Here is a 24,483-nt window from a genome sequence, read left to right on the forward strand (position 1 = left end):
CCGGACTTCCTAAGACTGCGGCCGGCAGACGGCCGCGACCTGTTGAGTGAGCCGCGACCAATTCTTCTCGCTGTACTGGGCCAATTGCAGTAGCTGCGTAAGCGCAGCCCAGGCGTTCAATTCACCTATCTCAGATGCTCGACCGTGGGCGGCTTCGTCTCTCCAATAGCTCATGATAGAGAGAGCAGAAGAGAATTGGACATCCGGAGTTATGGCTTTCAGTAACTCGGAACGTCCTTGCGGACGTCGGTACCGTTTCAAGGTTTCGGGTCCTCCCAGCTTAGCGACACCAATTGACAACAAGACGGCTTCAGCGGCCGCACCGCTCATGGTGCATGAAGCTAGATAGTTACGGGTGCGGTACGTTCCTACGGCTTCGGTCGCACGCTGTCGGAAGGCATCGCCGAACCTCGTGAACTGGTCTAGCAGTTCTGCCATTCGACCGATCTCGATAACCTGCCGATCACCAGCTCTTTCTAGCCACCGAATGCCTTGGATAGTCAGGGAAAATTTGCGATCTATGTCGCCGCCGGACGCAACTCCCGTCCTTGACGGGTTTCTGTAGCCCAAGCGGAGTACGCCAAGGCGGCACAATTCAGCGACGGCGTCATAAAACGCACCAACGTGCGCATCGGTTTGTTGGTCAGAGCTTATTCCCTGCTGAGCCCAATAACGGTCTAGCAGGTTTGGAACGTATAAGTCAGCACCATGATTTCGACGTCGCGCCTGATCATCATAAGCAATACTAGCCAAATGCTCGACAAGAAATTCGAAGATCGCATCGACGTGGATAGTCATGTTGGGCTCCTCACGCGCGGCGTTCCTCGACTAGCCACGCACCTCGGAGCAACCCTTGCAGCGCAGAGCCGGAGTTCAGACGCAACCACGATACATACGTCAGCATGAGATCAGTGCGCCTTTTTCCAACTTGCGCGATCTCGACGCCATGCGTCTCGCGTCCCCCAGGGCTCTTTAATTCTTTTTTTGGGAGGCGGCTGCCCGCTGGCGCAATCAACACAAAGATGCGTGCCCGGCATCGCTGCCAAGCGATCTGCCGGGATTTCTTCGCTACATCCGCGACACTGGTTTTCGGAAATCGCGCGGTGCCTCACCTCTCCGCGCCCTCTGCAGTCATCGTCCGAGCAACGAAAACGTAGTGAACTCGGGTCTCGACTGTCCGGGATAGAAACGGTTCGTGTCCTTCCACAGCGCACACACCGAACGACAACTTCCCCAGTCATTTGGCGCCCCCGGCCCCTTATTGCAGCCTCACTAGATTACACTCCAATTTTGTGGACATGCCAGATCGGCGAGACTGGCCAAAGGTCGGTTCGGAAAATACTGCCGGACAATGAATTGATAAATGAACACAATATTTTACAGCGAGCGGATTAGCTGGCTGAACGGGAGGGACGCCAACTGTTCACAGGAGAAAGCTGTGCAAAATCCGAAACCCTCCGGGCCCTCAAGGCGATCCCCGGCCAGAGCCCGAAGCCGCTTTTCGTCATCCACGCTTAACCTCATTAGCATGATCAGCCCTTTCTCAGTTGTTCAAGCGCGCCAATAGCCGGGACACCGCAGTTGGGTGCCACTCACCGCCGCGGGGAGCGCTGATGCCTTGATGGTTTAGCTCCTCGGCAATGCCCCGGACGCTCGTGATGCCTGACCGCTTGATGCCCTCGATGATACCTCGGAGGTCCATCGCGCGCTGTGCGGCCTTCTCAGTGATTTTGGCCACCGCTTCGGAGTTGCCAGTCTGCTTACCCTTGAGGGCACGAGCGCCGTTCGGATTGCCCAGCTTCACACCGCGCGCCTTAGCGGCAGCGAGGGCTTTCTTGGTGCGCTCGCCGATAAGGCCAGCCTCAAGCTCCGCCACGGCGGCCATCTGGGTCAGCAAGAAGCGTCCCATAGGACCAGGAGGGACGCTGGGTAGGTCGCAGAATACCAAGTCAACACCGCTGGCCACGAGTGCCCGCAGGAGGTCCACGTTGCGCGTGAGGCGGTCCAGCTTGGCGAACACGAGCTTTGCCCCGATCGCCTTCGCGTGTGAGAGGGCAGCGGCGAGCTTTGGCCTGTCCGACCTTCGGCCGCTCTCCGTCTCCACGTACYCTGCTGCGACCGTCCACCGGACGCCGTTGAGATACTGCGTCACGGCTTGGCGTTGCGCTTCGATGCCAAGCCCGCTTCGACCCTGCTTATCAGTCGAGACGCGCAGGTAGGAGATGAATTTTCCCTCCGCCACCGAAGAATATGCCCCCGTTCACAATTCGATGTAACGGACGTTAGATGGAAATGTGTACAACGCACAACACGCGTTTGGGAATCTCAGGGATTCCGTTATGCATGGCTCTGGTTCACGAAGCCTAGGATGCTTGGAATGACCGACTCGACTGCGCAGCCTCCTGAAGCGCGCGTCACTCCCTATGACGATGTTGTTGATGCCTACAACCTGGCTATCCTGAAGAATGTAGGTGATTGGTCGCAGGACGGCACTGGTGACCTCGTGATGACGAAGGACGGTGAACCTCAACACGGAGACATTGCCTACAACGGGTTGTTCCGGCTCGTGCAGATGTGGCGCTACAGCGAACTGCACGTTCGCTACTTGTTTGCGGCCGTGGGCATTATGCTGTCACAACGCGATGCGCTGGATGACGATCTAAACGCCGTGGGGGAGAAGGCGCATGAAGAGATCATGCGCGGGCGTCGGATGCCGTCTAGTGCGTTTGGCGAAGCCCTGCACGATGTGTTGGATCGGCAGGCGGCAGCGGTCTTCGGCGCAGGTATCTATGCCGGTTCGTTGATGCTCATGCTCAGCAACGTCCTCCTTCGCCTTAGGGACGATATCGAGGGGAAAAAGCAATGGACCACGGTGGGGCCGTTCTTCAACGGTCATTCTGTTGGTGCGATCATCGAAGCTAGCGCGAATGGCTTTCGTCACTCAGATGAGTGGGCCAAAACTCAGCCACCGACGACGCAACAGAAACGCTCTCAGGACATTATTGAAGGCGCGCTGCATGGGCGTCCTCAGCCCGACGAAGGCAGTCCCGGAGCGTGCGTAGAACTCTTGGCCGTGCTCAGTGGCGGTACCTTTGAAGGTCTAGCCTCGAATGTGTTCGCGTTCGCCCACAATCTAGCGGCCGAAGTACGGTCGAAAGTTCCATAGCCAAGCCCGCAGGGACTGGAGACCGAATCACTCTGCTTCGGCTAAACGAGCTGCGTTACCGAGCACTTGCATTGGAGGGCCAAATGGCGCTTAGCGAACGAATGAAGGTCTTGCAGGACGCGATGTCACGGTACAGTGACATGACGGTCAAGAACTTCCAAACCATCCACGCGCTTGGCGATGCAGTTGTTCAGCATCTGCCGACCTATCTAGGTGAAGGATCACAGGTATGGGGCGTTCCGCCTACGGGTGAGTATCGAACCGACGCAGGCGATTGCAGAGATGCGAAGTTCAGCACCTACCATAAAGGCACGCTGACTTTGGCTCCCATCCAGATGGGTGTCGCCGTCGGAATCCCACATACAAAGGATGATGGGAAATTCTGGCCTCGCATCGTTCTGGAGTTCGAGATGATCGGGGACGCCATAACGGTCAGGATAGCCGATAGTTCGCGAGCAGTGCGAGGCATCCCGCTCGAATTCGACAAGCAGGACCTAGAGCATATTTGCGAGGAGATTCACGAGTACATCAGGTCTGTACTGGAGAACCCGGTCAAGGTTGCGACTGCCGTAGGCAAGGGTAAGTTGGGCTTTATTTAGGGTTAGAGAGTCTCTTGAACTCGGCGCGGAGATGAGACTATGGGCTCGGACAAGTCGAAACTGGATGTTCAACATATCGCGTGGGCGATCGAGCAGCGCGCTGAGATACAACGCACCCTTTTGGCGCTCTACGATTACGGAACGGCGTTTGGGCCAGGAAGCTCAAGTCCTTTCAAACTTGCACTGTTCAACGACCTCGTTGGCGCGGCTTTCTCGCTATGGCGCGCGGTCTTTCTGGCCGATCAAATTCGGGACTTTGGATCGGTGCACGAAAAAGCGACCGACTTCCTCCAAAGGGTTGTTTCTACGAACGCGATAACTTTCAGCGACGACAAAGCAAATAGCGCATGGAGTGTCGGCTACTATCTCGACAATGCAAAACTGCGCCTAGAAAATGCGCGCAAGTACACGCAAGACAACCAACCACATCCATCACTTCCAGAGATTGAGCCTTTGCTTGGAACGGTGGGATGGCATGATGTCCCGATGACGCAATATGAATGGGAAGCCGCTCATACAGCGCTTCGCATACTGTTTCACGTTCTCTACCCCGATTGCGAACTTCCGATAAGGCAACCTACTCCAAGCCAGCCCCAAGGATTGGAAGAATTCATGAAATAGCCTCAGCACCCCGCAGATTGGCGCGCTGTCCCGTGGAATAGTGTCCCCAGGGTCATGCTGATGCGCTTCTCGCTCACGAGGAGCTTCACAGTGCTCTCTGCTGCCCCAGCCTCTCCATAAGGTCTATGAACCTGTTGCGCACAGCATGAGAGGCCTCAATCCGTCGGTCGACCCTCACACCTCATCTTGCGTTCATTGTCCGCCGTTTAGGTAACTCGCGACAGGTGCTCCTTGCGCCTCAATACCAAGGCCACTTCTGGCCGGCTTGGCCCAAGATTAAGTGCGCAAGTTGCATTTGTGAGCTAGGTGAGCAAAGAATGCAACCAAAGCGCTAAGGGGTGATCAGGGTGTTTAGCTATGACTTCTTCCTGAGCCGACGAGGGTCAGTGGGCGACGTTGCGCGGGAGGTTGCCGATGTCTTGGCGGAGCGGGGCTATAAGGTTCTCGTTCAGGACTATGACTTCCGGTTGGGCGACAGCGTTATTGATCGGATGCACGATGGCGTGAAGAACGCGCGAGACCTCATAGTTCTTCTTACGCGAGACTATGAACAATCTGCCTTCTGCCGAAAGGAGTTCACCAGCTTCGAGGCGCAGCGACTCAGTTCGTCTGAGGAGCGCCACATGATCATCCTCCGCTGCGATGATGTTCAGCCAGAGGGGCTCTTTGCCGATGTCATCTACCAAGACCTTGTAGGTGTGCAGGACCGCGAAGAACGTAAGCAGCGCATCATCGCCGCCGCCGAACGACAAACTCTAGCAGCGCCTTCTCCAACCCGGTCATTCCTAGCGGTCCCCCCACGAATTCCATGTTTCACAGGGCGTGATGACCAGTTGGATCGACTTGATGCAATCTTGACCCATGAGAAGCCGGCTGTCGTGACGCAAGCAGTTGGTCGTGTTGCCGTGCAGGGCATGGGCGGCGTTGGTAAAACGTCACTGGCTATCGAGTATGCTTACCGCTACCGCAATTTATATGCAGGCGTTTGCTGGTGTCCCGCCGAGACGCGCGCTAGTCTAATTGATGCTCTTGCGGGCCTTGGCGTTGCTCTTGGTCAGTCGAGGGCGGACCAATCCGATCCTGAGAAGGTGGCCAAAGAAGCGTTAGCCTGTCTCGCGTTACAGCGAGCGCCGTGGCTGCTGGTTTATGACAATGTGGCAAGCCCAAGTGAAATTGTGGAGCTTCTACCCTCCGCTGGTGCGCGGGTACTGATTACGTCGCGCTTTTTCGATTGGACCGGTTTGGCGGATGAAGTTGGATTGGCCACTCTGGTTCCTGATGAAGCGGCAGCCTTCCTCCAAAGCCGCGCGGGGCGCGAAGACGCCACTGGCGCGCGGGCGCTCGCAGGGGCTTTGGGGTATCTGCCGCTCGCTCTTGACCACGCGGCGGCGTATTGCAAGCGCACTCAGATGGATTTTGCGGAATATGCGGCCAAAGCAACAAATCTCATCTCTACCGTACCGCGCGACGCAACGTATCCGCAAAGCATAGCGGCCACCTTCGACCTCGCGATTAGCGAAGTTGAAGCGCGTTGCAGCGCCGCTGAACTGATGGTGGGATTCCTCAGTTATTGTGCGCCGGTGCGCATTCCGATCTATTTCCTTCAAACGCTGCCTGACAAGGAAGAAGCCATCGCGGCCCTCGCTGAACTATCGCTCATAAGGCATGATCCGTTTCAGGACGGCACACCTGCCGTCACGATCCATCGATTGGTGCAGGCGGTCGCGAGGCGCAGGACGGAAGCCAAGGGTGCGGCTGAAACTACGATGGAACGTGTCAAAGAAGGGCTCTCAATGCTTCCCCCACCGAGAGAGCGCGTAGGTCTTTTTGGGGCACTCCGAGATATCATTCCCCACCTGCGCCCACTGCCGCATCAGCGTGTCTTGTGGCGTTATCAGTTTGAGCATTTAACCAAGAAATTCACGGACAACGCTGACAAGCTCGACCATGCTGCTGAGAAACTCGGTGCGGCTGGCCATCCAGACAAGGCCAAGACTGCACGCGAGAAGGCTGCGGAACTGCGTGAAAAGGCCGCGCGACTTAGCAAGATTAAGTTTGGCTCCTCGTGACGGTGCTTGCGCCATCCAGCTTCGGCGCTTGAGCCGACACGCCTGCAATTGAACTGCGATAACAAGCATTACGAAGTCCCGAATCGCGCTATGTCTGTGGGCGCAGGCGCGCTGATATGGTGGCGTGCTGCGTTCTCATGGCTCCACGGTGCCGGATGGCTGACAAGAAGTGTAGGTACATCCCGTTCGTGACTGAAGTGATGACCGCTCGCAATCCGTAGCTGTCGGAGCCTGATACGGAGGGCGACTACGCAGACGGTAAGTACAAGACCGAAGCGACCGCCAACGAAGACTACACTGAGTGTTTCCGAGAGGAAATTCAGGCGGCCGTGGACCGGCACTTCGCGGGCAAGTTCTCTAGCCATCGCTTCCGTGACGCAGTTTCGCGCGGGCGATTCGATCCGCGAGCCCCTCGACGCCGCTCATCGCAACCTGATCCTGGAACGCATTGACGCGGACGTGCTTGCCGATCAGTTCCAGCCGGCGCAGTCGATCGCTCAACTTGATCTTCTTCACCAAACCGACTTGGATGCGATCTTCGCCCGACCCTTCGTAGAGCGCGTCAATCTCGACACCGGCAACGAGGCCTTGCCGCCAGATTTCCGGCCAAAGTTCTATCGGCTTGAGATCGCCGCGTTCGTCGTACAGGTCGGCGAGATCGGCCTCAGCTTCGTCAACGAGGCGGCGCAACATCCAATCGGCGTCGATTTCCGTGCGTTCTGAGCGCTGGAGCTTGGCGGCGTCGATCGCGAATTTGACCTCGGGATGGGCCAGGAGGCGGGGCCCCTGCTTGTCGGCGGTCTCTTTCGAATAGCCGGCACGGATCGCCGCCTGGGTGGCGTTCAAATCCAGTAGAAATTCCTCGACGAAGAGTTGCTGTTTCGCGGTCAGAGCCATGCGCCAAGACGTGGCACGCGAATGGTTGCCGCGAAAACAATTACTGCATTTCCCTACAAGCCGGTTCTGGTCACGCTTGCCGAGATCACTGTGGCCGACGATTTGGCTGGCAGAGGACGAGGAATGGACAAACGTGCAAAAATACGTGGATAGTCGGGAACAACGCTCGCGAATCAGCCGCGAAGTGTCGTGATTTATATGTTTATTGTCGCTGTTTTCTCGACCGGTACCGAAGCATTGGGCGACGCGATCGGGAGCGTTCGTTCTGTCTACAGGAAGCTAAAGTGAGTTCGCTGATCGAAGAAATTCAAAGGGAGGCGCTGGACCCCACGATCCCTGTGTCGACCCTGCTACGCAAGGTTCGACTTGCTGCAGCAAAGCTAAAACTCGACACCGTTGAGGATTGGGTATCGAACGAACTGAGCGGCTATGAAGGATCTGTCCCTGACTATCGGATGATGAAAGGCACTGTACGATATAACAACGGCTATACCGGCTGGCAGATGCTTCTAGGCGACACAAGTTCCTTCTCTGAAAAGGGGAATGGTCAGCCCATTTCTCAAATCGAGTCGATGCTGGAGCCCGCTGGTAATCAGACTTTTCACATTCAGTTCACCGGGAAGCTCGCAGAAATAATCTCGAAAGCTGCCGGCGGTGGCCAAGCTTCTTACGCCTTATTTATAGACCGAGCGCAGCTTTCCGGCGTGCTATCGGCGGTTAGAAATCTGGTTCTGGACTGGGCGATCAACCTCGAAAAGACCGGGATAAAAGGTGATGGAATGAGCTTCTCAGAAAAGGAGAAGAAGATAGCTGAGAGTTCCTCATCGCCTATTACGATCGGAACGATCAACTCGCTTGTCGGCTCAATCGGTAGCCATAATTCAGTCGGATCAATCACGGTAGGCGCGATCTCGATCGACGCAGCAAGATCCGTTGTGTCCCAACTCAGCGCCAATGCAGCTGCTCTTGCCGAGCTCACTGCAGATCCTGCCAGCTTCAATGAACGACTTGAAAAGGTCGAACAGGAATTGACGCGTTCGAAGCCCGACCCCTCGGTGGTCAAGTCAATTCTTAATGACGTCCGCGCCGCCCTAAGTGGTGCTGCGGGCAATCTCATTGCAAGCGGTGCCCTGACGCTTCTCAACAATGTGTTGGGAACAGGTGTACCGGGGTAATTTGTGGAGTTACCGGCACTCGATTTTGTGAGGTTTTCGAGGTTTCTGAGGTAACTCGCAGCCCAATCCAAGGAAGTGTCATGTATGCACTGGTATATAACCGGCTCTACTGACAGTTTCCGCATTAGGGTTGGAAGAAACCTCCGAAACCTCACAAACCTCGGATAGAAGGAATTCTAATTTTGGTGGACGGAGTGCACCACTAACGCGAATTGTCCGGCGCAAAAATTCGGCCGAACAAAAATGTGGGGCGGGGACTTGGAATGAGGGACGTCAATCGAATTCCTCGGTGGGTTTGGCCGATCACGGCCGCACTCTTAATCATAGCCACGTTTGACTTGCCCTTTGGCTATTACAAGTTCCTTCGAATTGTGGTCTGCGGCTTTGCGGTGGTCGTTTTCTTCCATACCTGGGAGGACGATGCGCCCACTCGCATATGGCCGTTGACCTTTGTGGGGATCGCGATCCTGTTTAATCCGCTTGTGCCGGTTCACTTAGACCGCGGCTCGTGGTTCTATCTGGACATCGGCGCGGCGATTCTAATCGTCACGCATCTGATGGCGGTGCGCGTCGGGCCGCAACAATCTATCGAGYCGGACCGTGTTGGCCCGCAAGGTGATGTTAGCGGCAGGACAGAGGGGAAGTGATAGGCGCGGCGACATCACCATTCTTGACCGGCTTGGCCTTGGACCTGCCACACAGCGCCGTGAATGTCTTTGGCCGCTAGCTCGATCGAGCGCCCGCCGATGATGGTACCGCGAAACCGCGCCAGATAGCGGCCGAAACTCTTGGTGACAAACACGCCGTTTCGTCCGATGAAGCCCGCGAAAACCTCTCGCATCTCTGGGCTCTCAGAGACGCTGTGCGCAATTTCCCGAACCGTGAACCTGCCGGTGGGAAGCGCGTCGATGATCTCGGCCAGTTCGGCCTTCTCTGGATCATCTGCTCGCATTGCATCGACATCGCCCCGGCAATCGCCCATGCCTAGCCAGATCAGCGCCGAGCGCACTGTGTCAGACCAATCCTCAAACGATCCCATCGGCGAGGCTTGACTTAGGGCACCGGCAGATAGGTAGGCGCGGACTATCGTCAACGCGGCAGCAACGAGCTCGGCGCGCTTCCGTAACGCAAAGCCGGTCGCATCATGATCAAAGCGACGCTCGTCAGGTCGTTCGCATTTGGCATCGAGCCGGATGCGAATGGCGCGGCGGTTCAAATCGCCGTGGATCGACAGATTGTTGCCCGTCGCGCAGATGAGAGCGGTCGAAGGGATGCGGACATTCTTGGACGCGCCGAGGACCCGCACCTGGACTTCCTCCTGCGTCAGAAGCTGGCAAAGCTGGTCGCTGCGCAGGATGTGGGTAACGTTGTCGATACTGATGATCTGATCGCCGGCAAGCGCGGCAGCGCCGATCCGCTTTTCGAGTTCAGCCTCGTCCTGCGTTGGCGTGACGACTGCCGCCTTGCGGCCCGTCGCTAGGATTGCGGCGATATCAACCAGAAGGCTCTTTCCGGTTCCGGCCGCAGGCGCGGTGATGGCGAACATGGGAACCGTCCTGAGGCTGGGCCGCATGACGCTGGTGATGACCAGCGCGAGGGCCGCAGAGCGATCGGAATTATCGACGAAGGGAAATGCGTCAATCGGCTCTACCAACAGGTCCAGGGCATTCAACGCATCCCGTTTAGACGGACTGTCTGGCACTTGCCGCCAGATGCGATCTCCGACCAGCAGGAGCCCGGTAGCCTCATCGTACCCCGGCGTGCTGAGAACCGTTCCGTCAGGCCGTAGCGTCGGCGCGCTGATAACGGCTCGCAAACGTGGTACCATCCAGCCGTGCCCTTTGTTGGCCAGGATCATGCGAGCGACTTCTGTGGGGCAGTCACATGGCACAAACTTATCGGCGCGGCCGTCCCATTTCACAAATCTGGCGTGACGAGTGAGCGTTTCCACCAACGCGACATCGGAGAGCGTTGCGATGATGACAGCCCCATCGGGACGGTCGACGTTCTCGCCCTGCTTTGCGACGGAGAGGGTTCTTGCTGGCATGCTGTACGTGACTGCCCGCACAAGATCATCTCCGCGGGCGTAGATGCCCAGCGAGGGGTTCGAAAGAACCGCCATTGCGCGGTCAACGGCTTCGTGAATGTCCCCTTTGACGATGTAGATGGGCTGGCCCTTCAGCCTATCACCACGAATATCGGCGGCTGTCGCGATGGGACCGGCAGGAGCGGCGGGGTCCTCTGGCGCAGCCTGCTTGGGCAGCGTCCACGACCGAACGGTATCGCGCATGAACCCATCTAACCGGCCTTTGTCCCAGCCGTCGCGGATCGCATCAGCGGCGTCCCAGCCCTTGGGCGGATCGTCACGCATGACATCCATGACGCGCACCGTGCAGCCGAGATCGACCAGGATGGCCGCAATCTCATCCGCCGTCCCGAGGCCCGGCCCATCGGCATCCGGCCAGATCACGACGTTGCGCCCGCGCAGCGGTGTCCAATTGGTATGCTTCACGCCTTGCGTCCCGCCCGCCCAGGARACGACGGTTCGGCTGGTCACAGTCTCCAGCGCGTCGCGGCACTTCTCATCCCCGACCACGATGACCTGACGGGCGTCGCCGAGTGTCTCCAGCCCATAGAGCGGGAATACCTCAGTAGGAGCGTTCATCTTCGATCACCGGCCAGCGAGGTTGGCGAGGTATCGTCGGAAGTTCCGGCGGCGCTCCGCCATCTTGCGATAGTCGCGTCATAGCGGCGGTAGACTTCCTCCCCCAGGCCGAGGCGTCCAACCATGGCAAGCAAGCGCTGTTGTATTTTCTCGTCGTCGCTGGGATGGTCGAAGCTACCGTACAGAAAGCGCGGTTTCTTGAACTCGATCATTGGCGGGTGTTTGAAATCAAGCATCGGCAGGATTTCGACCGAGCAGTCCGGGTTCTTGCGGGCCATCGGATAGAAGCGCCCATCGAAGAGCGTCATCGCGCCGTTTGCCTCGCCGCATCCATAAGGAAAGAAAACCCACCGATGTACTCGGTGAAGGCCCCTCGCCTTGCCAGCGATGCGCGGATCGATTGTATCGAACGGATCGATATCGGTGACGCTGAAATCTTCGAACGTACGACAGTGCGCGTTCATCTTGTGCCCTTACATGTTGCAAATGAGGGCACCGTGTTGTATGGATCGCAACGCCAATCACGATCTAAACGCGGTGCCGCCCCGGTGAGAAATCGCCGGGGCTTCTATTTTTCCCCGAGCGTTGGCGGATCAGGCAGCGGCTTCGGTGGTGGAGCGCATCGGCTTGGACAAGACCGACGCGGCAAATGCGTCCAGGTCGATATCCGTGTAAATTGCACGGCGTGGCCCATCCTTACGAAAGACCGGTCCGTCACCCTTCCAGGCGAGTGTTGCGAGAGTTGCGGGTGATCGACTTATGCCATGGTGCGCCAACAGGTAGTTGGACGCCTCCCGGCGTGAAAAATATCGAACGGCATGACGCGAATTGCTCATCGGGTGTGGCTCCGAAAATTGACATCGCGCCAATCATCCTCTGAGATAGTTGTTTTTTCTAATTGCTGTTCGATGATCAACGGTGTTCAAGAAAACAACCATCTCCGGTCATGACTGGTGGCGACCCACTTCTTGACGGACCGGAGAGAAACTTTGAGCCGCGCTCGACCAGTCGCTATCCCAGCAGGATCATGGCCGCGCCGCATGAATGCAGCCCTTTCAGCCGGCTATTGCGGCGAGTCCACGATAGAGGCATTCTTACAGAGGGTTGGGAGAGAGTACCCCCAGCCACGCGTATTGGAGGGGCGACGGAAACTATGGCTGAGGGACGATCTGGATGCGGCGATAGCCCCGGGCGTGCCAGGCGACATCGCAGAGGATTTGTGACTTTGCAGCTTCCCCGCCACGTTCGGATCAAGAGGCTGAAATCCGGCGCGGCATCGTTTTATTACGAGGTCCCGACCAAATACCGCGCCATGAAATGCCCCGTTCCGAGCGAGCCCCTAGGATTTGATTTCGCGATCGCGTGTGAGAAGGCAAACACCCTCAACAGACTGTTCGATGAATGGGATCAGCAGCGCAAGGGCCAGCCGATCGAGACACCGGCAGCGCCGAAGATCGGGACCGTCGATTGGCTATTCCGCGAATACAAGCAGAGCTTGGCCTACACCAAGAAAGTCGCCGTCCGCTCGCGACGAGACTACGAATGGGCAATGACCCTGCTTTGCGACACTCTCACCAAAAGCGGTGACAGAGTTGGGTCTAGGCCGATCAGGACCATCACACCACGAGGCGCGGACAAGCTCTATCAGAAAGTAGTTATCGGCCCGAACGGGCGTCGCGACCGCACGGCCGAGAAGGTCGTGAAATTATGCCGCAAGGCGTGGCGTGTTGTGCATCGGCTGTTCCCCGACGAATTCGCAAAGGACGTGCCGAACCCCTGGTTGGGCGTTACGCTCGAAAGCCGCGTGAAGAAGGCAAAGCCGGCTGTTACGCGTGATGAGGTCTACGACTTCGCGCACGGTTGCATCGCCGCAGGCGAGCCCGAAATAGCTGCCGTCGCCGTCATCTGCTTTGAGTGGCTACAGCGCCCCGAAAACGTCATCGCCGGTTACATCAAATGGAGCGACTACCGCGCGCCGAGCGCACCGACGATCATCCGGGTGGCTCATCACAAGACGGGTACAGTCGCCCCTCACCCTCTGGAGGAAACGCTACCTGACGGCACCGTGTTGAAGTTCTACGCCGACGCCGAGGAAGTATTGGCAGCGTTGCCGCTACGCGGGGTGCCGATGATTCTCCGCGAAGTCTCGAAAGGCGTTGCCAAGCCGTTTGCCTTCCCGACGATGCAGCACAAGGTCCAGCGCATGCGCAAGAAGCTGGGCCTTCCGGCGCACTTCACAATGGACGCTTGCCGGCACGGAGGGATGACCGAACTGGAGGAAGCGGAGTTGACGGACGGCCAGGGCCGCGCGCTGTCAACGCACAAGACGCAACAGTCCTATGAGGGCTACGCGAAGCGCACCGCCAAGCGTATGCTGTCAGCGACGCGCAAGCGCCACGCTCACCGGTTGGCAGAGCAGAACGAACCGGGGGATTCCGTTCGGAATGAGGCACCGGAAAGCGTTCGGAATGGCCCCCCCGAACAAAGGAAGATTTCCACGTAATATCAATTGGCTGGGGCGGGAGGGATCGAACCTCCGAATGGCGGAATCAAAATCCGCTGCCTTACCGCTTGGCTACGCCCCAACAGGCGACCAGGGAATGGGCGGAAGAACCGGCTACCGCAGATTCCCGCTGGTCGCAGCCGGTCTATAGGGAGCGGCGCGGCATTTCAACCGCCTGGAAGGGCAAAATACCTGAGGTCCAGGACCGGGGCCGGCGCTGGCCGTGCCACCCTTTATTATTAGCCCGGCGGCGGCGCCGTTCCGGGCCGGCGCAGTCCCGGCGTTCGGGCAGTTGAGACCTCCCCCGTTTCATGGGAATACGGCGCCAATACCTGTCCACGGGAGTGAGCCATGACCTACCGCGCGCCGATCTCAGACATGCTGCTGTCGCTCAACCATGGCGCCGGCCTCAAGGCTGCCGTGGAGGCCGGCCATTACGGCGATTTCGACGGCGACATCGTGAGCGCCGTGCTGGAGGAAGCCGGCAAGTTCGCAACCGACGTGCTGGCGCCGCTCAACCAGGTCGGCGACGAGCACGGCATCAAGCTCAGCGATGGCAAGGTCACGACTGCGCCGGGCTGGCCGGACGCCTACAAGCGCTGGACCGAGGGCGGCTGGAACGCGGTCTCCGGCCCCGAGGATTTCGGCGGCCAGGGCCTGCCGATCGCGATCAACGCCGCCTGTACCGAGATCTGGAGCGCCTCCAACGTCGCCTTCGGCCTCTGCCCGCTGCTCACGGCGTCAGCAATGGAGGCGCTGGATGCGCATGGCAGCGACGAGCTGAAAAAGATCTATCTGGAAAAGCTCGTCTCCGGCGAATGGACCGGCACGATGCAGCTGACCGAGTCGCAGGCCGGCTCCGACGTCGGCGCGCTGCGTACCCGCGCCGAGCGGCAGGCCGACGGCACCTATCGCATTAAGGGGACGAAGATATTCATCACCTATGGCGAGCACGACATGACCGACAATATCGTGCATTTCGTGCTGGCGCGCCTGCCCGATGCGCCCGCCGGCACCAAGGGGATCTCGCTGTTCCTTGTGCCGAAGTTCATGGTCAATGCCGACGGCTCGCTCGGCGCGCGCAATGACATCTATGCGTCGGGCGTCGAGCACAAGCTCGGCATGCATGCTTCCCCGACCTGTACCATGACCATGGGCGATCATGGCGGCGCGATCGGCTTCCTCGTCGGCGAAGAGAACCAGGGCATGCGCTGCATGTTCACGATGATGAACCAGGCCCGCCTCGGCGTCGGGCTGGAGGGCGTCGGCGTCGCCGATCGCGCCTACCAGCAGGCGCTGGCCTATGCGCAGGAGCGCAAGCAGGGCCGCGCCATCGGCAAGACGGGTGACGGTTCGGACGCGATCTTCGTGCATCCCGACGTCAAGCGCATGCTGATGCGGATGCGGGCGCAGACCGCGGCCGCACGCACCATCTGCTATGCGACCGCGGTCGCGATCGACGTCTCCACGCGCGCCAGGGATCCGAAGGTCCGCGCGGACGCCGCCGCACGCGCGGCGCTGCTGACGCCGATGGCCAAGGGCTATTCCACCGATATCGGCAACGAGGTCGCCTATCTCGGCGTGCAGGTGCACGGCGGCATGGGCTTCATTGAGGAGACCGGCGCCGCGCAGCACTACCGCGATGCGCGCATCACCGCGATCTACGAGGGCACCAACGGCATCCAGGCGATCGATCTCGTCACCCGCAAGCTCGCGGCCAATGGCGGCGCTGCGGTGTGGGCGCTGCTCGACGAGCTCTCGGCAACCGTGAAGCAGGTCGAAGCCTCCAACGATCCCGCTTTCGGCACCACAGGTATCAAGCTGCGCGAGGCGCTGGAGGCGCTGACGCGCACCAGCAAGTGGCTGCTGGAGCGCGTGACCTCCGCGCCGAACGAGGCGCTCGCCGGCGCGACGCCGTACCTCCAGCAGTTCGGCTCGACGCTCGGCGGTTGCATGCTGGCCTCCGAGGCGCTCGCCGCCAAGTCCGACGGCAACACCGACGCCGCGCGCTACGTCTCGCTCGCGCGCTTCTTCGCCGAGAACATCACGGTGCAGGCCGGCGCGCTGGAGCGCACGGTGACGGAGAGCGCGGAGTCGGTCGCGGCGGCGGATGCGGTGTTGTTGGGGTAAGGGTGGCTACGACGCCGCAAGCTTCGCGCGTCGGCCCGGCCGCCACAGCACGATTCCAGCCGCCACGAGATCGAGCATCACACAGATCGCAAACGCGCTCGTGTAGTTGCCGGTGAAACTCCGCACGAGGCCGATGATGCCGGGGCCGAAGGCGCTGACGACGCCGCTGATCGACGTGCCCAATCCCATTGCGGCGGCAAAGGCGGCAGCACCGATCTCGCGCTGGATGATCAAGGGTGGGAACGTGATCATGTTGCCGATCGAGAAGCCGTAGACGGCGCAGCAGACGAGCAGCACGGTCGGGTTCGTGCTTTGGAGAAGCACGAACAGCGCCACCGCCTGGCTCGTCATCGACGCCGCACAGGCGAGCCGCGGATCGAGCCGGTCGACGAACAGGCCGAGCGACAGGCGGCCGACCACCGCCATCGCCGCCATGATGGTGACCGCAAGGCCTGCGGCATAACGCCCGATCAGCGGCTCGAGGAACGTCACCTGGTGGATGATGAATCCCATCTGTGCCAGCAGCGCGATCGCGATCGGCAGCACCATGGTCCAGAACGCCGCGTTGGCGAGCAGCGTCTTGCGGGAATGGGCCGGCGCGGCCATGCCAGCGGACGAGCGGCCGCCCGATGCCGGCGATATCTGCGTCGGCCAGCCGATGAAGATGACGACCACCGGCAGCACCAGCACCACCATCGCCATCGTGGCGGCAAGCATGGCGGACTGGAAGCCGATGCTGCCGGTCAGCGACAACAACAGCGGAACGAGGACGATGCCGCCGCAGGTCGCGCCGTTGAAGGCGAGGCTGAGCGCGAGCCCGCGGCGCCGTTCGAACCAGGCGTTCAGCACGGTGGCGATCACCACGGTGCCCATGCCGGTCCAGCCGACCGACATCAGCGCATAGGCGAGATAAAGCTGCCAGGGCGTCTGCATCAGCGCCAGCAGCACGGTCGAAGCGCCGAGCGCCGACAGGCCGCTCAGGATCAGCGCGCGCAGCCCGATGCGGGCGAGCAGATCGTCGGTGAAGATGACGAGCACGGAGGTGAGGAGAAACGAGAAGGTGCTCGCCGCGGAGACCAGCGTGCCCGGCCAGCCATGGGCGCGCTGGAGCTCGGCGAGATAGACGCCCTGGCCATAGAGGCCGAAGCCGAACATGAAGAAGGCCATCAGGAAACAGGCCAGCACGACGCGCCAGCCGCGATAACGCAGCGAGGATTCGTCAACGCCCGTTGCGGCAATCATCAAACGAACAATCGGCCAAAGGAACCGGCATTGGGCAATCGTGCCCTACAACCCCCGGTTTTTCAAATGAAACATTGTAGCCATTTGTTGGAATGCGCAACTGCATGTGCGAAGCAATACAACCGGCATGATCCGGTGCGGTGCGGTTCCCGATCAGAAAAACGACAGCGCGCCATGCGGCGAACTCACGGGGACGTTCTCGAAAAGGTCGAGCGGGCGGATTGGCACGCCTGCAAGATGATGTAGGCTGAGGCTTGCGAGACTCGCCAAGGCAAGCGTCGCGGCGACCGCAGGGGGCTCTCATGCCGAATGGCAACATCGTCGTCACCGAAGAGCGCGGAACACGCGTCATCACCCTGCGCCGCCCGAGCAAGAAGAACGCGATCACGCAGGACATGTATCGCGAGATGAGCCGCGCGATCGACACCGCGCAGAACAATCCCGACATCCGCTGCATGATCATCACCGGCGGCTCCGGCGTATTCACCGCCGGCGACGACATCGACGACTTCATGCAGGCCGAACCGAATTCCGAGACGCTGTCGGACGGCGCAAAATTTCTCTATTCGCTCGCCCTCAACGTCAAGCCGATCATCGCGGCCGTCGATGGCGCCTCGATCGGCATGGGCACCGTGATGCTGTTTCATTGCGACTATGTGCTCGCCTCGAACGCCGCGACCTTCTCCGCGCCCTATATCCATCTCGGGCTCGTTCCGGTCGGCGCGGCCAGCCTCCTGATGCCGAACACGATGGGCTACCAGCGCGCCTTCGCGATGCTGGTGATGGGGCGGACTTTCACCGCCGCGGAGGCGCACGCGGCAGGCTTCGTCAACACCGTGGTCTCGCCGGGACATACCGAGGTCGAGGCGCGCAAGGTGGCGCGCGATATCTGCCGGCTGCCGGCCGAGGCGGTCGCGGCCTCGCGCAAGCTGCTGCGCGCCGCGCCCGAGGAGCTCACCCGCCGCATCGACCAGGAGGCCCATCTGTTCGGCGAGCGGTTGAAGTCGGACGAGGCGATTGCCGCGTTCAAGGCGTTTGCAAACCGGAAGAAGAGGTAGGGGGCGGCCGGCGCCCAGCCAATGGTCGTCATTCCGGGGCGCGACGAAGTCGCGAGCCCGGAATCCATCGTGCGGCAGAGTTGGTGGATGAATGGATTTCGGGCTCGCGCTACGCGCGCCCCGGAATGACAGCGAGAACGTTCGTGAAATCTTCGCGGGGAACGACTAAACTTGTTCCATGCGATACGCCTTCCTATTCCTCCTTGCCGCCCTCGCCATCGCCCTCCCCGCCTCGGCCCAAACCGCGGCGCCGGTCGAGCTGCGCATTCTCGCCATCAACGATTTCCACGGCAATCTGCGTCCGCCGCCGGGCGGCATCCGGATCAATGATCCCGAAGACAAAAGCAAGAAGGTCATGGTCGTGGCCGGCGGCGCGGAGTACATGGCGACGCTGGTCAAGCAGCTGCGCGAGGGGCATACAAACACGATCTTCGTTGCCGCCGGCGACCTGATCGGCGCGAGCCCGTTCCTGTCGGCAATGTTTCACGACGAGCCCTCGGTCGAGGCGCTCTCGATGATGGGGCTTGCGATCACCTCGGTCGGCAATCACGAGTTCGACGAGGGCAAGACCGAGCTCTTGCGGATGCAGAACGGCGGCTGTCATCCGGTCGACGGCTGCCAGGGGCCGCATCCCTTCACGGGCGCCAAGTTCCATTATCTCGCGGCTTCCACCATCGAGACCGCGACCGGCAAGAGCGTACTGCCGCCCTACGAGATCAGGGAGTTCGAGGGCATCCCCGTCGCCTTCATCGGACTGACCTTGAAGGAGACCGCGGGCATCGTCTCGCCCTCAGGCATTGCCGGGCTCGAATTCCGCGACGAGGCCGAGACGGTGAACGCGCTGGTGCCGCAGCTGAAGGCGCGCGGCGTCGAGGCAATCGTGGTGCTGATCCACCAGGGCGGTGAGCCCTCAGGCGACTACAATGAATGCCCCGCCATTACGGGGCCGATCGTCGACATCGTCAAGAAATTCGACCGCGCCGTCGACGTCGTCGTCAGCGGCCACACCCACCGCGCCTATGTCTGCGACATCGACGGGCGGCTCGTCACCAGCGGCGACAAATACGGCACGCTGGTCACCGCGATAGACCTCAAGCTCGATCCTGTAACCCGCGACATCGTCAGCGCCAAAGCCGAGAACGTCATCGTCGCCAATGCCTCGCTGGCGAAGGATCCCGAACAGACCGCGTTGATCGAAGCCTATGACAAGCTGTCGGCACCGATTGCGAATCGCCCGGCCGGATCGGTGACGCAGACGCTGTCGCGCGTGCCGAACGAGGCCGGCGAGAGCGCGCTCGGCGACGTCATCGCGGACGCGCAGCTCGCCGCGACGAAGGACGCCAAGGATGGCAGCGCTGTCATCGCGCTCACCAATCCCGGCGGCATCCGCACCGACATTGTTCCGAAGGAGAACGGCGCTGTGTCGTTCGGCGAACTGTTCGCGAGCCAGCCGTTCCGCAATCGCCTCGTTACGATGACGCTCACGGGCAGCCAGCTCAAGGACATGCTGGAGCAGCAATGGCTCGATCCGAAGCGCCCGCGGATTCTCCAGGTCTCGAACGGGTTCAGCTACACTTGGGATGCGACGAAACCGTTCGGCGAGCGAATCAGCCTTGAGAAGATGACGCTCAACGGCAAGCCGATCGAGCCTGGAAGCGGCTACCGCGTCACCGTCAACGATTACCTCGCCGTCGGCGGCGACGGTTTTACGGCCGCCAAACAAGGCACAGCACAGCAATATGGCGGCTACGACGCGGACGCGCTGTTCGCCTTCTTCAGGGCACACGGACCGATCGGTCCGCTGCCGCCCACCCGCATCCTGCGCGTGAATTGATCCGGATCAAACGGACTTGTCCGGAACCACCCTTTGCCATTCCCGCCCAAGCGCTTAGATTGCTTTTTGCATTTGCGTTTTGGCTCGGGATGCGCCAAGCGACGTCAAGAGCCCGTTCCCTGTGAGGCCGACCTGATGAGCACGCTTCTCCTCTCCCACAAGGCCTGCCTCGACCACGTCACGCCCCCGGGACATCCTGAAAGGCCCGACCGCCTGCGGGCGGTGGAGGAAGCGCTGTCGCAGGAGCGCTTCCAGTTCCTGGCGCGCGACCTGGCACCGGAAGGCGATCTCGATCTCGTGACGCTCTGCCACAACGAGCACTACGTCACCGAGCTGCGCCACATCGCGCCGACCAGCGGTCAGGTCTATATCGACGGCGACACCTCGATGTCACCAGGCACGTGGGAAGCGGTGATGCGCGGCGTCGGCGGCGCGGTGGCTGCGACCGAAGCGGTGATGAATGGCGAGCATCGCAACGCCTTCGTCGCGGTGCGCCCGCCCGGACATCACGCCGAGATCGGCAAGCCGATGGGCTTCTGCTTCTTCGACAATGCCGCGATCGCGGCGCGTCATGCGCAGCGCAAATACGGCATCCAGCGCGCCGCCATCGTCGATTTCGACGTGCATCACGGCAACGGCACGCAGGACATCTTCTGGTCCGATCAGACCGTGATGTACTGCTCGACGCATCAGATGCCGCTGTTTCCGGGTACCGGCGCGAAGGGCGAGCGCGGCGACCACGACACCATCGTCAATGCGCCGCTCGCTTCCGAAGACGGCGGACCAGAATTCCGCGCCGCGTTCGAGCAACTGATCCTGCCGCGCCTCGAAAAATTCAGCCCCGAGCTTCTCGTCATCTCCGCGGGCTTCGATGCGCATTACCGCGATCCGCTGGCCTCGCTGAATTTGCGCGCGGAGGACTACACGTGGGTCACGCGCAAGCTGATGGACCTTGCCGACAAGTCCGCAGGGGGCCGCATTGTTTCGGTGCTCGAGGGCGGCTATGACCTGCAAGGATTGAAAGAATCTGTTACGGCGCATGTCGGCGCCCTGATGGGCGCTTGACGCACCCGCCACATTACGCCCGCAAAACTGCGCTTTTTCTCACGTGAAGCGGGCAATCGGAAACGGATATGGCCGAAAATACCCAAGTCGACGTCTCCAGGCTCACCTTCGAACGCGCCATCGAGGAGCTCGAAACCATCGTGAAGCGGCTCGAGGACGGCAAGGTGCCGCTCGAGGAATCCGTGACGATCTACGAGCGCGGCGAGGCGCTGAAGCGCCGCTGCGAGGAATTGCTGCGCCAAGCCGAGGCACGCGTCGACAAGATCACCACCGATGCCAGCGGCCAGGCCACCGGCACCGCACCGCTCGACGTGCAGTAAGGTCCCCGTTTCAAGCCGCCCGCCTCAAGCATCGGCCATCTGCAGTTTTTCATGATCGCACGCCGCTGTTTGGGCTTACAGCCCTCGGCGGCCAGGCACTGACATCGAAGAGTTCCCCCGGCCAGGGCCTCTCGGGCTCGCGAATCTGGCCAAAACGGCCTTCCTCTCGCCCAAAATGCAGGCGAGGAACCGGGCAAGACTGGAACCCATCCGCCGGCGCCAAGATTAACCAAGCTGGCCCGCGGGTTGCAGGTGCATACCCCTAAACGACCCTGCGGGTTGGCTTTGGCCCAAGCTTTGGTGTAAAGCTGCGCGGAGTGTGGCTTTTTGCAAGCCTTGCGTGGGCACAAATTACCGACGACAAGCGCTTCAAACTGCTAATGAAATTGGCTGGGACGGACGAAGCCGATCTAAGTGACAGGGATCACAGGGACTGAACCGGAGCGCACCTAGGCTCACCTAAGCTTGAAGACGGGGCCCTGCCCCATGCAGGTGGCTCCGACGGTTTAAGGACTCGCGCTGCGCCGATATTGTGCAAACCCATCGCGCACCGGAACGATCTTCCGGCGCTGACAAATTGGAAATCGCCGTGAACGCATACAGTAAAACGCCGCTTCTCGACACCATCCATACGCCGGATGACCTGCGCAAGCTCAAGATCGAGCAGGTTCGCCAGGTCGCCGACGAGCTGCGGCAAGAGACCATCGATGCCGTCTCGGTGACCGGCGGTCACTTCGGCGCCGGCCTCGGCGTGGTCGAGCTCACCACCGCGATCCATTATGTCTTCGACACGCCGCGCGACCGGCTGATCTGGGACGTCGGCCATCAGGCCTATCCGCACAAGATCCTCACCGGCCGGCGCGACCGCATCCGCACGCTGCGCACCGGCGGCGGCCTGTCCGGCTTCACCAAGCGCAGCGAGAGCGATTACGATCCGTTCGGCGCGGCGCATTCCTCGACCTCGATTTCCGCCGGCCTCGGCATGGCGGTCGCGCGCGACCTTTCCGGCGGCAAGAACAACGTTATCGCCGTCATCGGTGACGGCGCGATGTCAGCCGGCATGGCCTATGAAGCCATGAACAACGCCGGCGCCATGAACTCGCGCCTGATCGTGATCCTCAACGACAACGACATGTCGATCGCGCCGCCGGTCGGCGCCATGAGCGCCTATCTGTCGCGCCTCTACTCCGGCAAGACCTATCGCACGCTGCGCGATGCGGCCAAGCAGATCAACAAGCGCCTGCCCAAGATCATCGCCAACCGCGCCAACCGCGTCGAGGAATATTCGCGCGGCTTCATGATGGACGGCGGCACGCTGTTCGAGGAGCTCGGCTTCTATTACGTCGGCCCGATCGACGGTCATAACCTCGACCATCTGCTGCCCGTGCTGAAGAACGTGCGCGACATGGAGACCGGCCCGATCTTGGTCCACGTCGTGACCCAGAAGGGCAAGGGCTACGGCCCGGCGGAAGCTTCCGCCGACAAGTATCACGCGGTCGTCAAGTTCGACGTCGCGACCGGCACCCAGGCCAAGGCCAAGCCGAATGCGCCGGCCTACCAGAACGTGTTCGGCCAGAGCCTCGTCAAGGAAGCGCAGAAGGACGACAAGATCGTCGCCATCACCGCGGCGATGCCGTCGGGCACCGGCGTCGACATCTTCAACAAGGCCTTCCCCGACCGCACCTTCGACGTCGGCATCGCCGAGCAGCACGCGGTGACGTTCGCCGCCGGTCTTGCGAGCGAGGGCTACAAGCCGTTCTGCGCGATCTACTCGACCTTCCTGCAGCGCGGCTACGACCAGATCGTGCATGACGTCGCGATCCAGAACCTGCCCGTCCGCTTCGCCATCGACCGCGCCGGCCTCGTCGGCGCCGACGGCGCGACGCATGCTGGCTCGTTCGACAACGCCTATCTCGGCTGCCTGCCGAACATGGTGATCATGGCCGCAGCCGACGAAGCCGAGCTCGTGCACATGGTGGCGACCCAGGTCGCGATCGACGACCGTCCGAGCTCGCTGCGCTATCCGCGCGGCGAAGGCCGCGGCATCGAGATGCCCGAAGTCGGCGTTCCGCTCGAGGTCGGCAAGGGCCGCATGATTCGCCAAGGCAGCAAGATCGCCTTGCTCTCCTTCGGTACGCGCCTCGCCGAATGCGAGAAGGCGGCCGACGAACTCGCCGCCCACGGCCTCTCCACCTCGATCGCCGATGCGCGCTTCATGAAGCCGCTCGACACCGAGCTGGTTCTCAAGCTCGCCCGCGACCACGAGATCCTGATCACGATCGAGGAAGGCTCGGTCGGCGGCTTCGGCTCGCATGTCGCGCAGTACCTGACCGATCAGGGCGCGCTCGACGGCGGCATGGTCAAGTTCCGCTCGATGGTGCTGCCCGACGTGTTCCAGGACCACGACACGCCGGCCGCGATGTACGGCCGTGCCGGTCTCGACGCCAAGGGCATCGTCGCCAAGGTGTTCGAGGCGCTGGGCAAGGACGTCAAGACCGAGACGGTCAAGCTCGCCTGACGGCGAGCTTCGACCTTCGCGAACCAGCGCGACCTTCATGAAAATCTATCTGGCAGGGCCCGACGTGTTCCTGCCGGATGCGGTTGAGATCGGCCGGCAAAAGGCTGCGATCTGCGCGGCGCACGGGCTCACCGGCCTCTATCCCCTCGACAACGCCATCGATCTCACCTCGCCCGACGCCTCGCGGCAGATCTTTTGCGGCAACGAGGCGATGATGGACGAAGCCGATGCCATCATCGCCAACCTCACCCCGTTCCGCGGTGCCGGCGCCGACCCCGGCACCGTCTATGAGCTCGGCTACATGGCCGGCCGCCGCAAGTTTTGCCTGGCCTATTCCAACGACGGCGCCGTCTATGCCGACCGCGTCGGCCGCTTCATGGACGTGACCTCCGAGGACGGACGGCTGGTCGATGCACAGGGGCTGACGGTCGAGGATTTTGGCCTCGTCGACAACCTCATGATGATCCATGCGCTGGAGCTGCACGGCTGCCCGCTGGTGACGCCGGCGCAGATGCCGATCGACGTCTGGCACGATCTGGCCGCGTTCGAGGCTTGCGTCCGGATGGCGGCCGCGCGATTGATCGCTACATAGACGCTTCGACGCTTCAGTCGCCTCCGGAG

General features: G+C 61.0%; 21 protein-coding genes and 1 tRNA gene. 14 read left to right on the plus strand and 8 right to left on the minus strand.

The genetic code is table 11. The annotated features are described in order from the left end of the window. Window positions 1-9: 9 nt before the first annotated feature. From AB4Z51_RS13430 to AB4Z51_RS13440, 3 genes are all read right to left on the minus strand, one after another. A complete protein-coding gene (locus tag AB4Z51_RS13430; RefSeq protein ID WP_441497550.1) occupies window positions 10-798 on the minus strand; it encodes a hypothetical protein in 789 nt (262 codons plus the stop codon). A 110-nt stretch (window positions 799-908) separates the two neighbouring features. Further along, entirely contained in the window at window positions 909-1,241 is a 333-nt protein-coding gene (locus tag AB4Z51_RS13435) for a TraR/DksA C4-type zinc finger protein (protein WP_441497551.1), read from the minus strand. A 302-nt stretch (window positions 1,242-1,543) separates the two neighbouring features. Beyond that, window positions 1,544-2,242 (minus strand): recombinase family protein, encoded by a 699-nt coding sequence (locus tag AB4Z51_RS13440; protein ID WP_441497552.1) that lies wholly within the window; start codon window positions 2,240-2,242, stop codon window positions 1,544-1,546. A gap of 135 nt (window positions 2,243-2,377) precedes the next feature. Here AB4Z51_RS13440 and AB4Z51_RS13445 point away from each other — a divergent pair, with 135 nt between their 5' ends. From AB4Z51_RS13445 to AB4Z51_RS13460, 4 genes are all read left to right on the plus strand, one after another. After that, a complete protein-coding gene (locus AB4Z51_RS13445) occupies window positions 2,378-3,166 on the plus strand; it encodes a hypothetical protein (protein WP_441497553.1) in 789 nt (262 codons plus the stop codon). Between the two features lie 83 nt (window positions 3,167-3,249). Beyond that, a complete protein-coding gene (locus tag AB4Z51_RS13450; protein ID WP_441497554.1) occupies window positions 3,250-3,765 on the plus strand; it encodes a hypothetical protein in 516 nt (171 codons plus the stop codon). Window positions 3,766-3,804: 39 nt separating this feature from the next. Then, window positions 3,805-4,386, plus strand: coding sequence for a hypothetical protein (locus AB4Z51_RS13455; protein ID WP_441497555.1), 582 nt, complete (start codon window positions 3,805-3,807; stop codon window positions 4,384-4,386). A 347-nt stretch (window positions 4,387-4,733) separates the two neighbouring features. Continuing rightward, window positions 4,734-6,455, plus strand: a complete 1,722-nt coding sequence (locus AB4Z51_RS13460; protein WP_441497556.1) for a TIR domain-containing protein — start codon at window positions 4,734-4,736, stop codon at window positions 6,453-6,455. 357 nt (window positions 6,456-6,812) lie between these two features. Here AB4Z51_RS13460 and AB4Z51_RS13465 read toward each other — a convergent pair whose 3' ends face one another. Continuing rightward, the gene (locus tag AB4Z51_RS13465) at window positions 6,813-7,352 is read right to left on the minus strand and encodes a terminase small subunit (protein WP_441497557.1); all 540 of its coding nucleotides are present in this window, start codon (window positions 7,350-7,352) and stop codon (window positions 6,813-6,815) included. A 284-nt stretch (window positions 7,353-7,636) separates the two neighbouring features. On the opposite strand from AB4Z51_RS13465, the gene AB4Z51_RS13470 reads away from it, so the two are divergent. Beyond that, window positions 7,637-8,527 carry an AbiTii domain-containing protein gene (locus tag AB4Z51_RS13470; protein ID WP_441497558.1) on the plus strand — a complete coding sequence of 297 codons (891 nt, stop codon included), beginning with the start codon at window positions 7,637-7,639 and terminating at the stop codon, window positions 8,525-8,527. Between the two features lie 263 nt (window positions 8,528-8,790). After that, window positions 8,791-9,174 (plus strand): DUF6804 family protein, encoded by a 384-nt coding sequence (locus AB4Z51_RS13475; protein WP_441497559.1) that lies wholly within the window; start codon window positions 8,791-8,793, stop codon window positions 9,172-9,174. A 14-nt stretch (window positions 9,175-9,188) separates the two neighbouring features. Here AB4Z51_RS13475 and AB4Z51_RS13480 read toward each other — a convergent pair whose 3' ends face one another. Then, complete coding sequence (locus AB4Z51_RS13480) at window positions 9,189-11,192, minus strand: hypothetical protein (protein WP_441497560.1); 2,004 nt, start codon at window positions 11,190-11,192, stop codon at window positions 9,189-9,191. Then, the gene (locus AB4Z51_RS13485) at window positions 11,189-11,656 is read right to left on the minus strand and encodes a hypothetical protein (protein ID WP_441497561.1); all 468 of its coding nucleotides are present in this window, start codon (window positions 11,654-11,656) and stop codon (window positions 11,189-11,191) included. The genes AB4Z51_RS13480 and AB4Z51_RS13485 overlap by 4 nt, the downstream gene beginning before the upstream one ends. Before the next feature lie 761 nt (window positions 11,657-12,417). Between AB4Z51_RS13485 and AB4Z51_RS13490 the strand changes: the two genes are divergently transcribed. Beyond that, entirely contained in the window at window positions 12,418-13,695 is a 1,278-nt protein-coding gene (locus AB4Z51_RS13490) for a hypothetical protein (RefSeq protein ID WP_441497562.1), read from the plus strand. A 7-nt stretch (window positions 13,696-13,702) separates the two neighbouring features. Here AB4Z51_RS13490 and AB4Z51_RS13495 read toward each other — a convergent pair. Next, a tRNA-Gln gene (locus tag AB4Z51_RS13495) sits at window positions 13,703-13,777 on the minus strand. 269 nt (window positions 13,778-14,046) lie between these two features. Between AB4Z51_RS13495 and AB4Z51_RS13500 the strand changes: the two genes are divergently transcribed. Then, window positions 14,047-15,825: an acyl-CoA dehydrogenase gene (locus AB4Z51_RS13500; protein ID WP_085401271.1), complete on the plus strand. Its 1,779-nt coding sequence runs from the start codon at window positions 14,047-14,049 to the stop codon at window positions 15,823-15,825. Between the two features lie 6 nt (window positions 15,826-15,831). Here the strand turns inward: AB4Z51_RS13500 and AB4Z51_RS13505 are convergent, their stop codons facing one another. Then, window positions 15,832-17,067: an MFS transporter gene (locus tag AB4Z51_RS13505; RefSeq protein ID WP_085401272.1), complete on the minus strand. Its 1,236-nt coding sequence runs from the start codon at window positions 17,065-17,067 to the stop codon at window positions 15,832-15,834. A 302-nt stretch (window positions 17,068-17,369) separates the two neighbouring features. On the opposite strand from AB4Z51_RS13505, the gene AB4Z51_RS13510 reads away from it, so the two are divergent. From AB4Z51_RS13510 to AB4Z51_RS13535, 6 genes are all read left to right on the plus strand, one after another. Continuing rightward, complete coding sequence (locus AB4Z51_RS13510) at window positions 17,370-18,125, plus strand: enoyl-CoA hydratase-related protein (protein ID WP_028148179.1); 756 nt, start codon at window positions 17,370-17,372, stop codon at window positions 18,123-18,125. A gap of 178 nt (window positions 18,126-18,303) precedes the next feature. Then, window positions 18,304-19,959 (plus strand): bifunctional metallophosphatase/5'-nucleotidase, encoded by a 1,656-nt coding sequence (locus AB4Z51_RS13515; RefSeq protein WP_085401273.1) that lies wholly within the window; start codon window positions 18,304-18,306, stop codon window positions 19,957-19,959. 135 nt (window positions 19,960-20,094) lie between these two features. Beyond that, entirely contained in the window at window positions 20,095-21,024 is a 930-nt protein-coding gene (locus AB4Z51_RS13520) for a histone deacetylase family protein (protein ID WP_085401274.1), read from the plus strand. 68 nt (window positions 21,025-21,092) lie between these two features. Then, window positions 21,093-21,344, plus strand: coding sequence for an exodeoxyribonuclease VII small subunit (locus AB4Z51_RS13525; RefSeq protein ID WP_008132970.1), 252 nt, complete (start codon window positions 21,093-21,095; stop codon window positions 21,342-21,344). A gap of 589 nt (window positions 21,345-21,933) precedes the next feature. Next, on the plus strand, window positions 21,934-23,862 hold the full coding sequence (gene dxs, locus AB4Z51_RS13530) for a 1-deoxy-D-xylulose-5-phosphate synthase (RefSeq protein ID WP_028148183.1): 1,929 nt from the start codon (window positions 21,934-21,936) through the stop codon (window positions 23,860-23,862). 37 nt (window positions 23,863-23,899) lie between these two features. Continuing rightward, window positions 23,900-24,454, plus strand: a complete 555-nt coding sequence (locus AB4Z51_RS13535) for a nucleoside 2-deoxyribosyltransferase (protein ID WP_085401275.1) — start codon at window positions 23,900-23,902, stop codon at window positions 24,452-24,454. Window positions 24,455-24,483: the final 29 nt, after the last annotated feature.

Origin of the sequence: Bradyrhizobium sp. 2TAF36 (assembly GCF_052114925.1) — a bacterium.
GTDB classification, from domain to species: Bacteria; Pseudomonadota; Alphaproteobacteria; order Rhizobiales; family Xanthobacteraceae; genus Bradyrhizobium; species Bradyrhizobium barranii.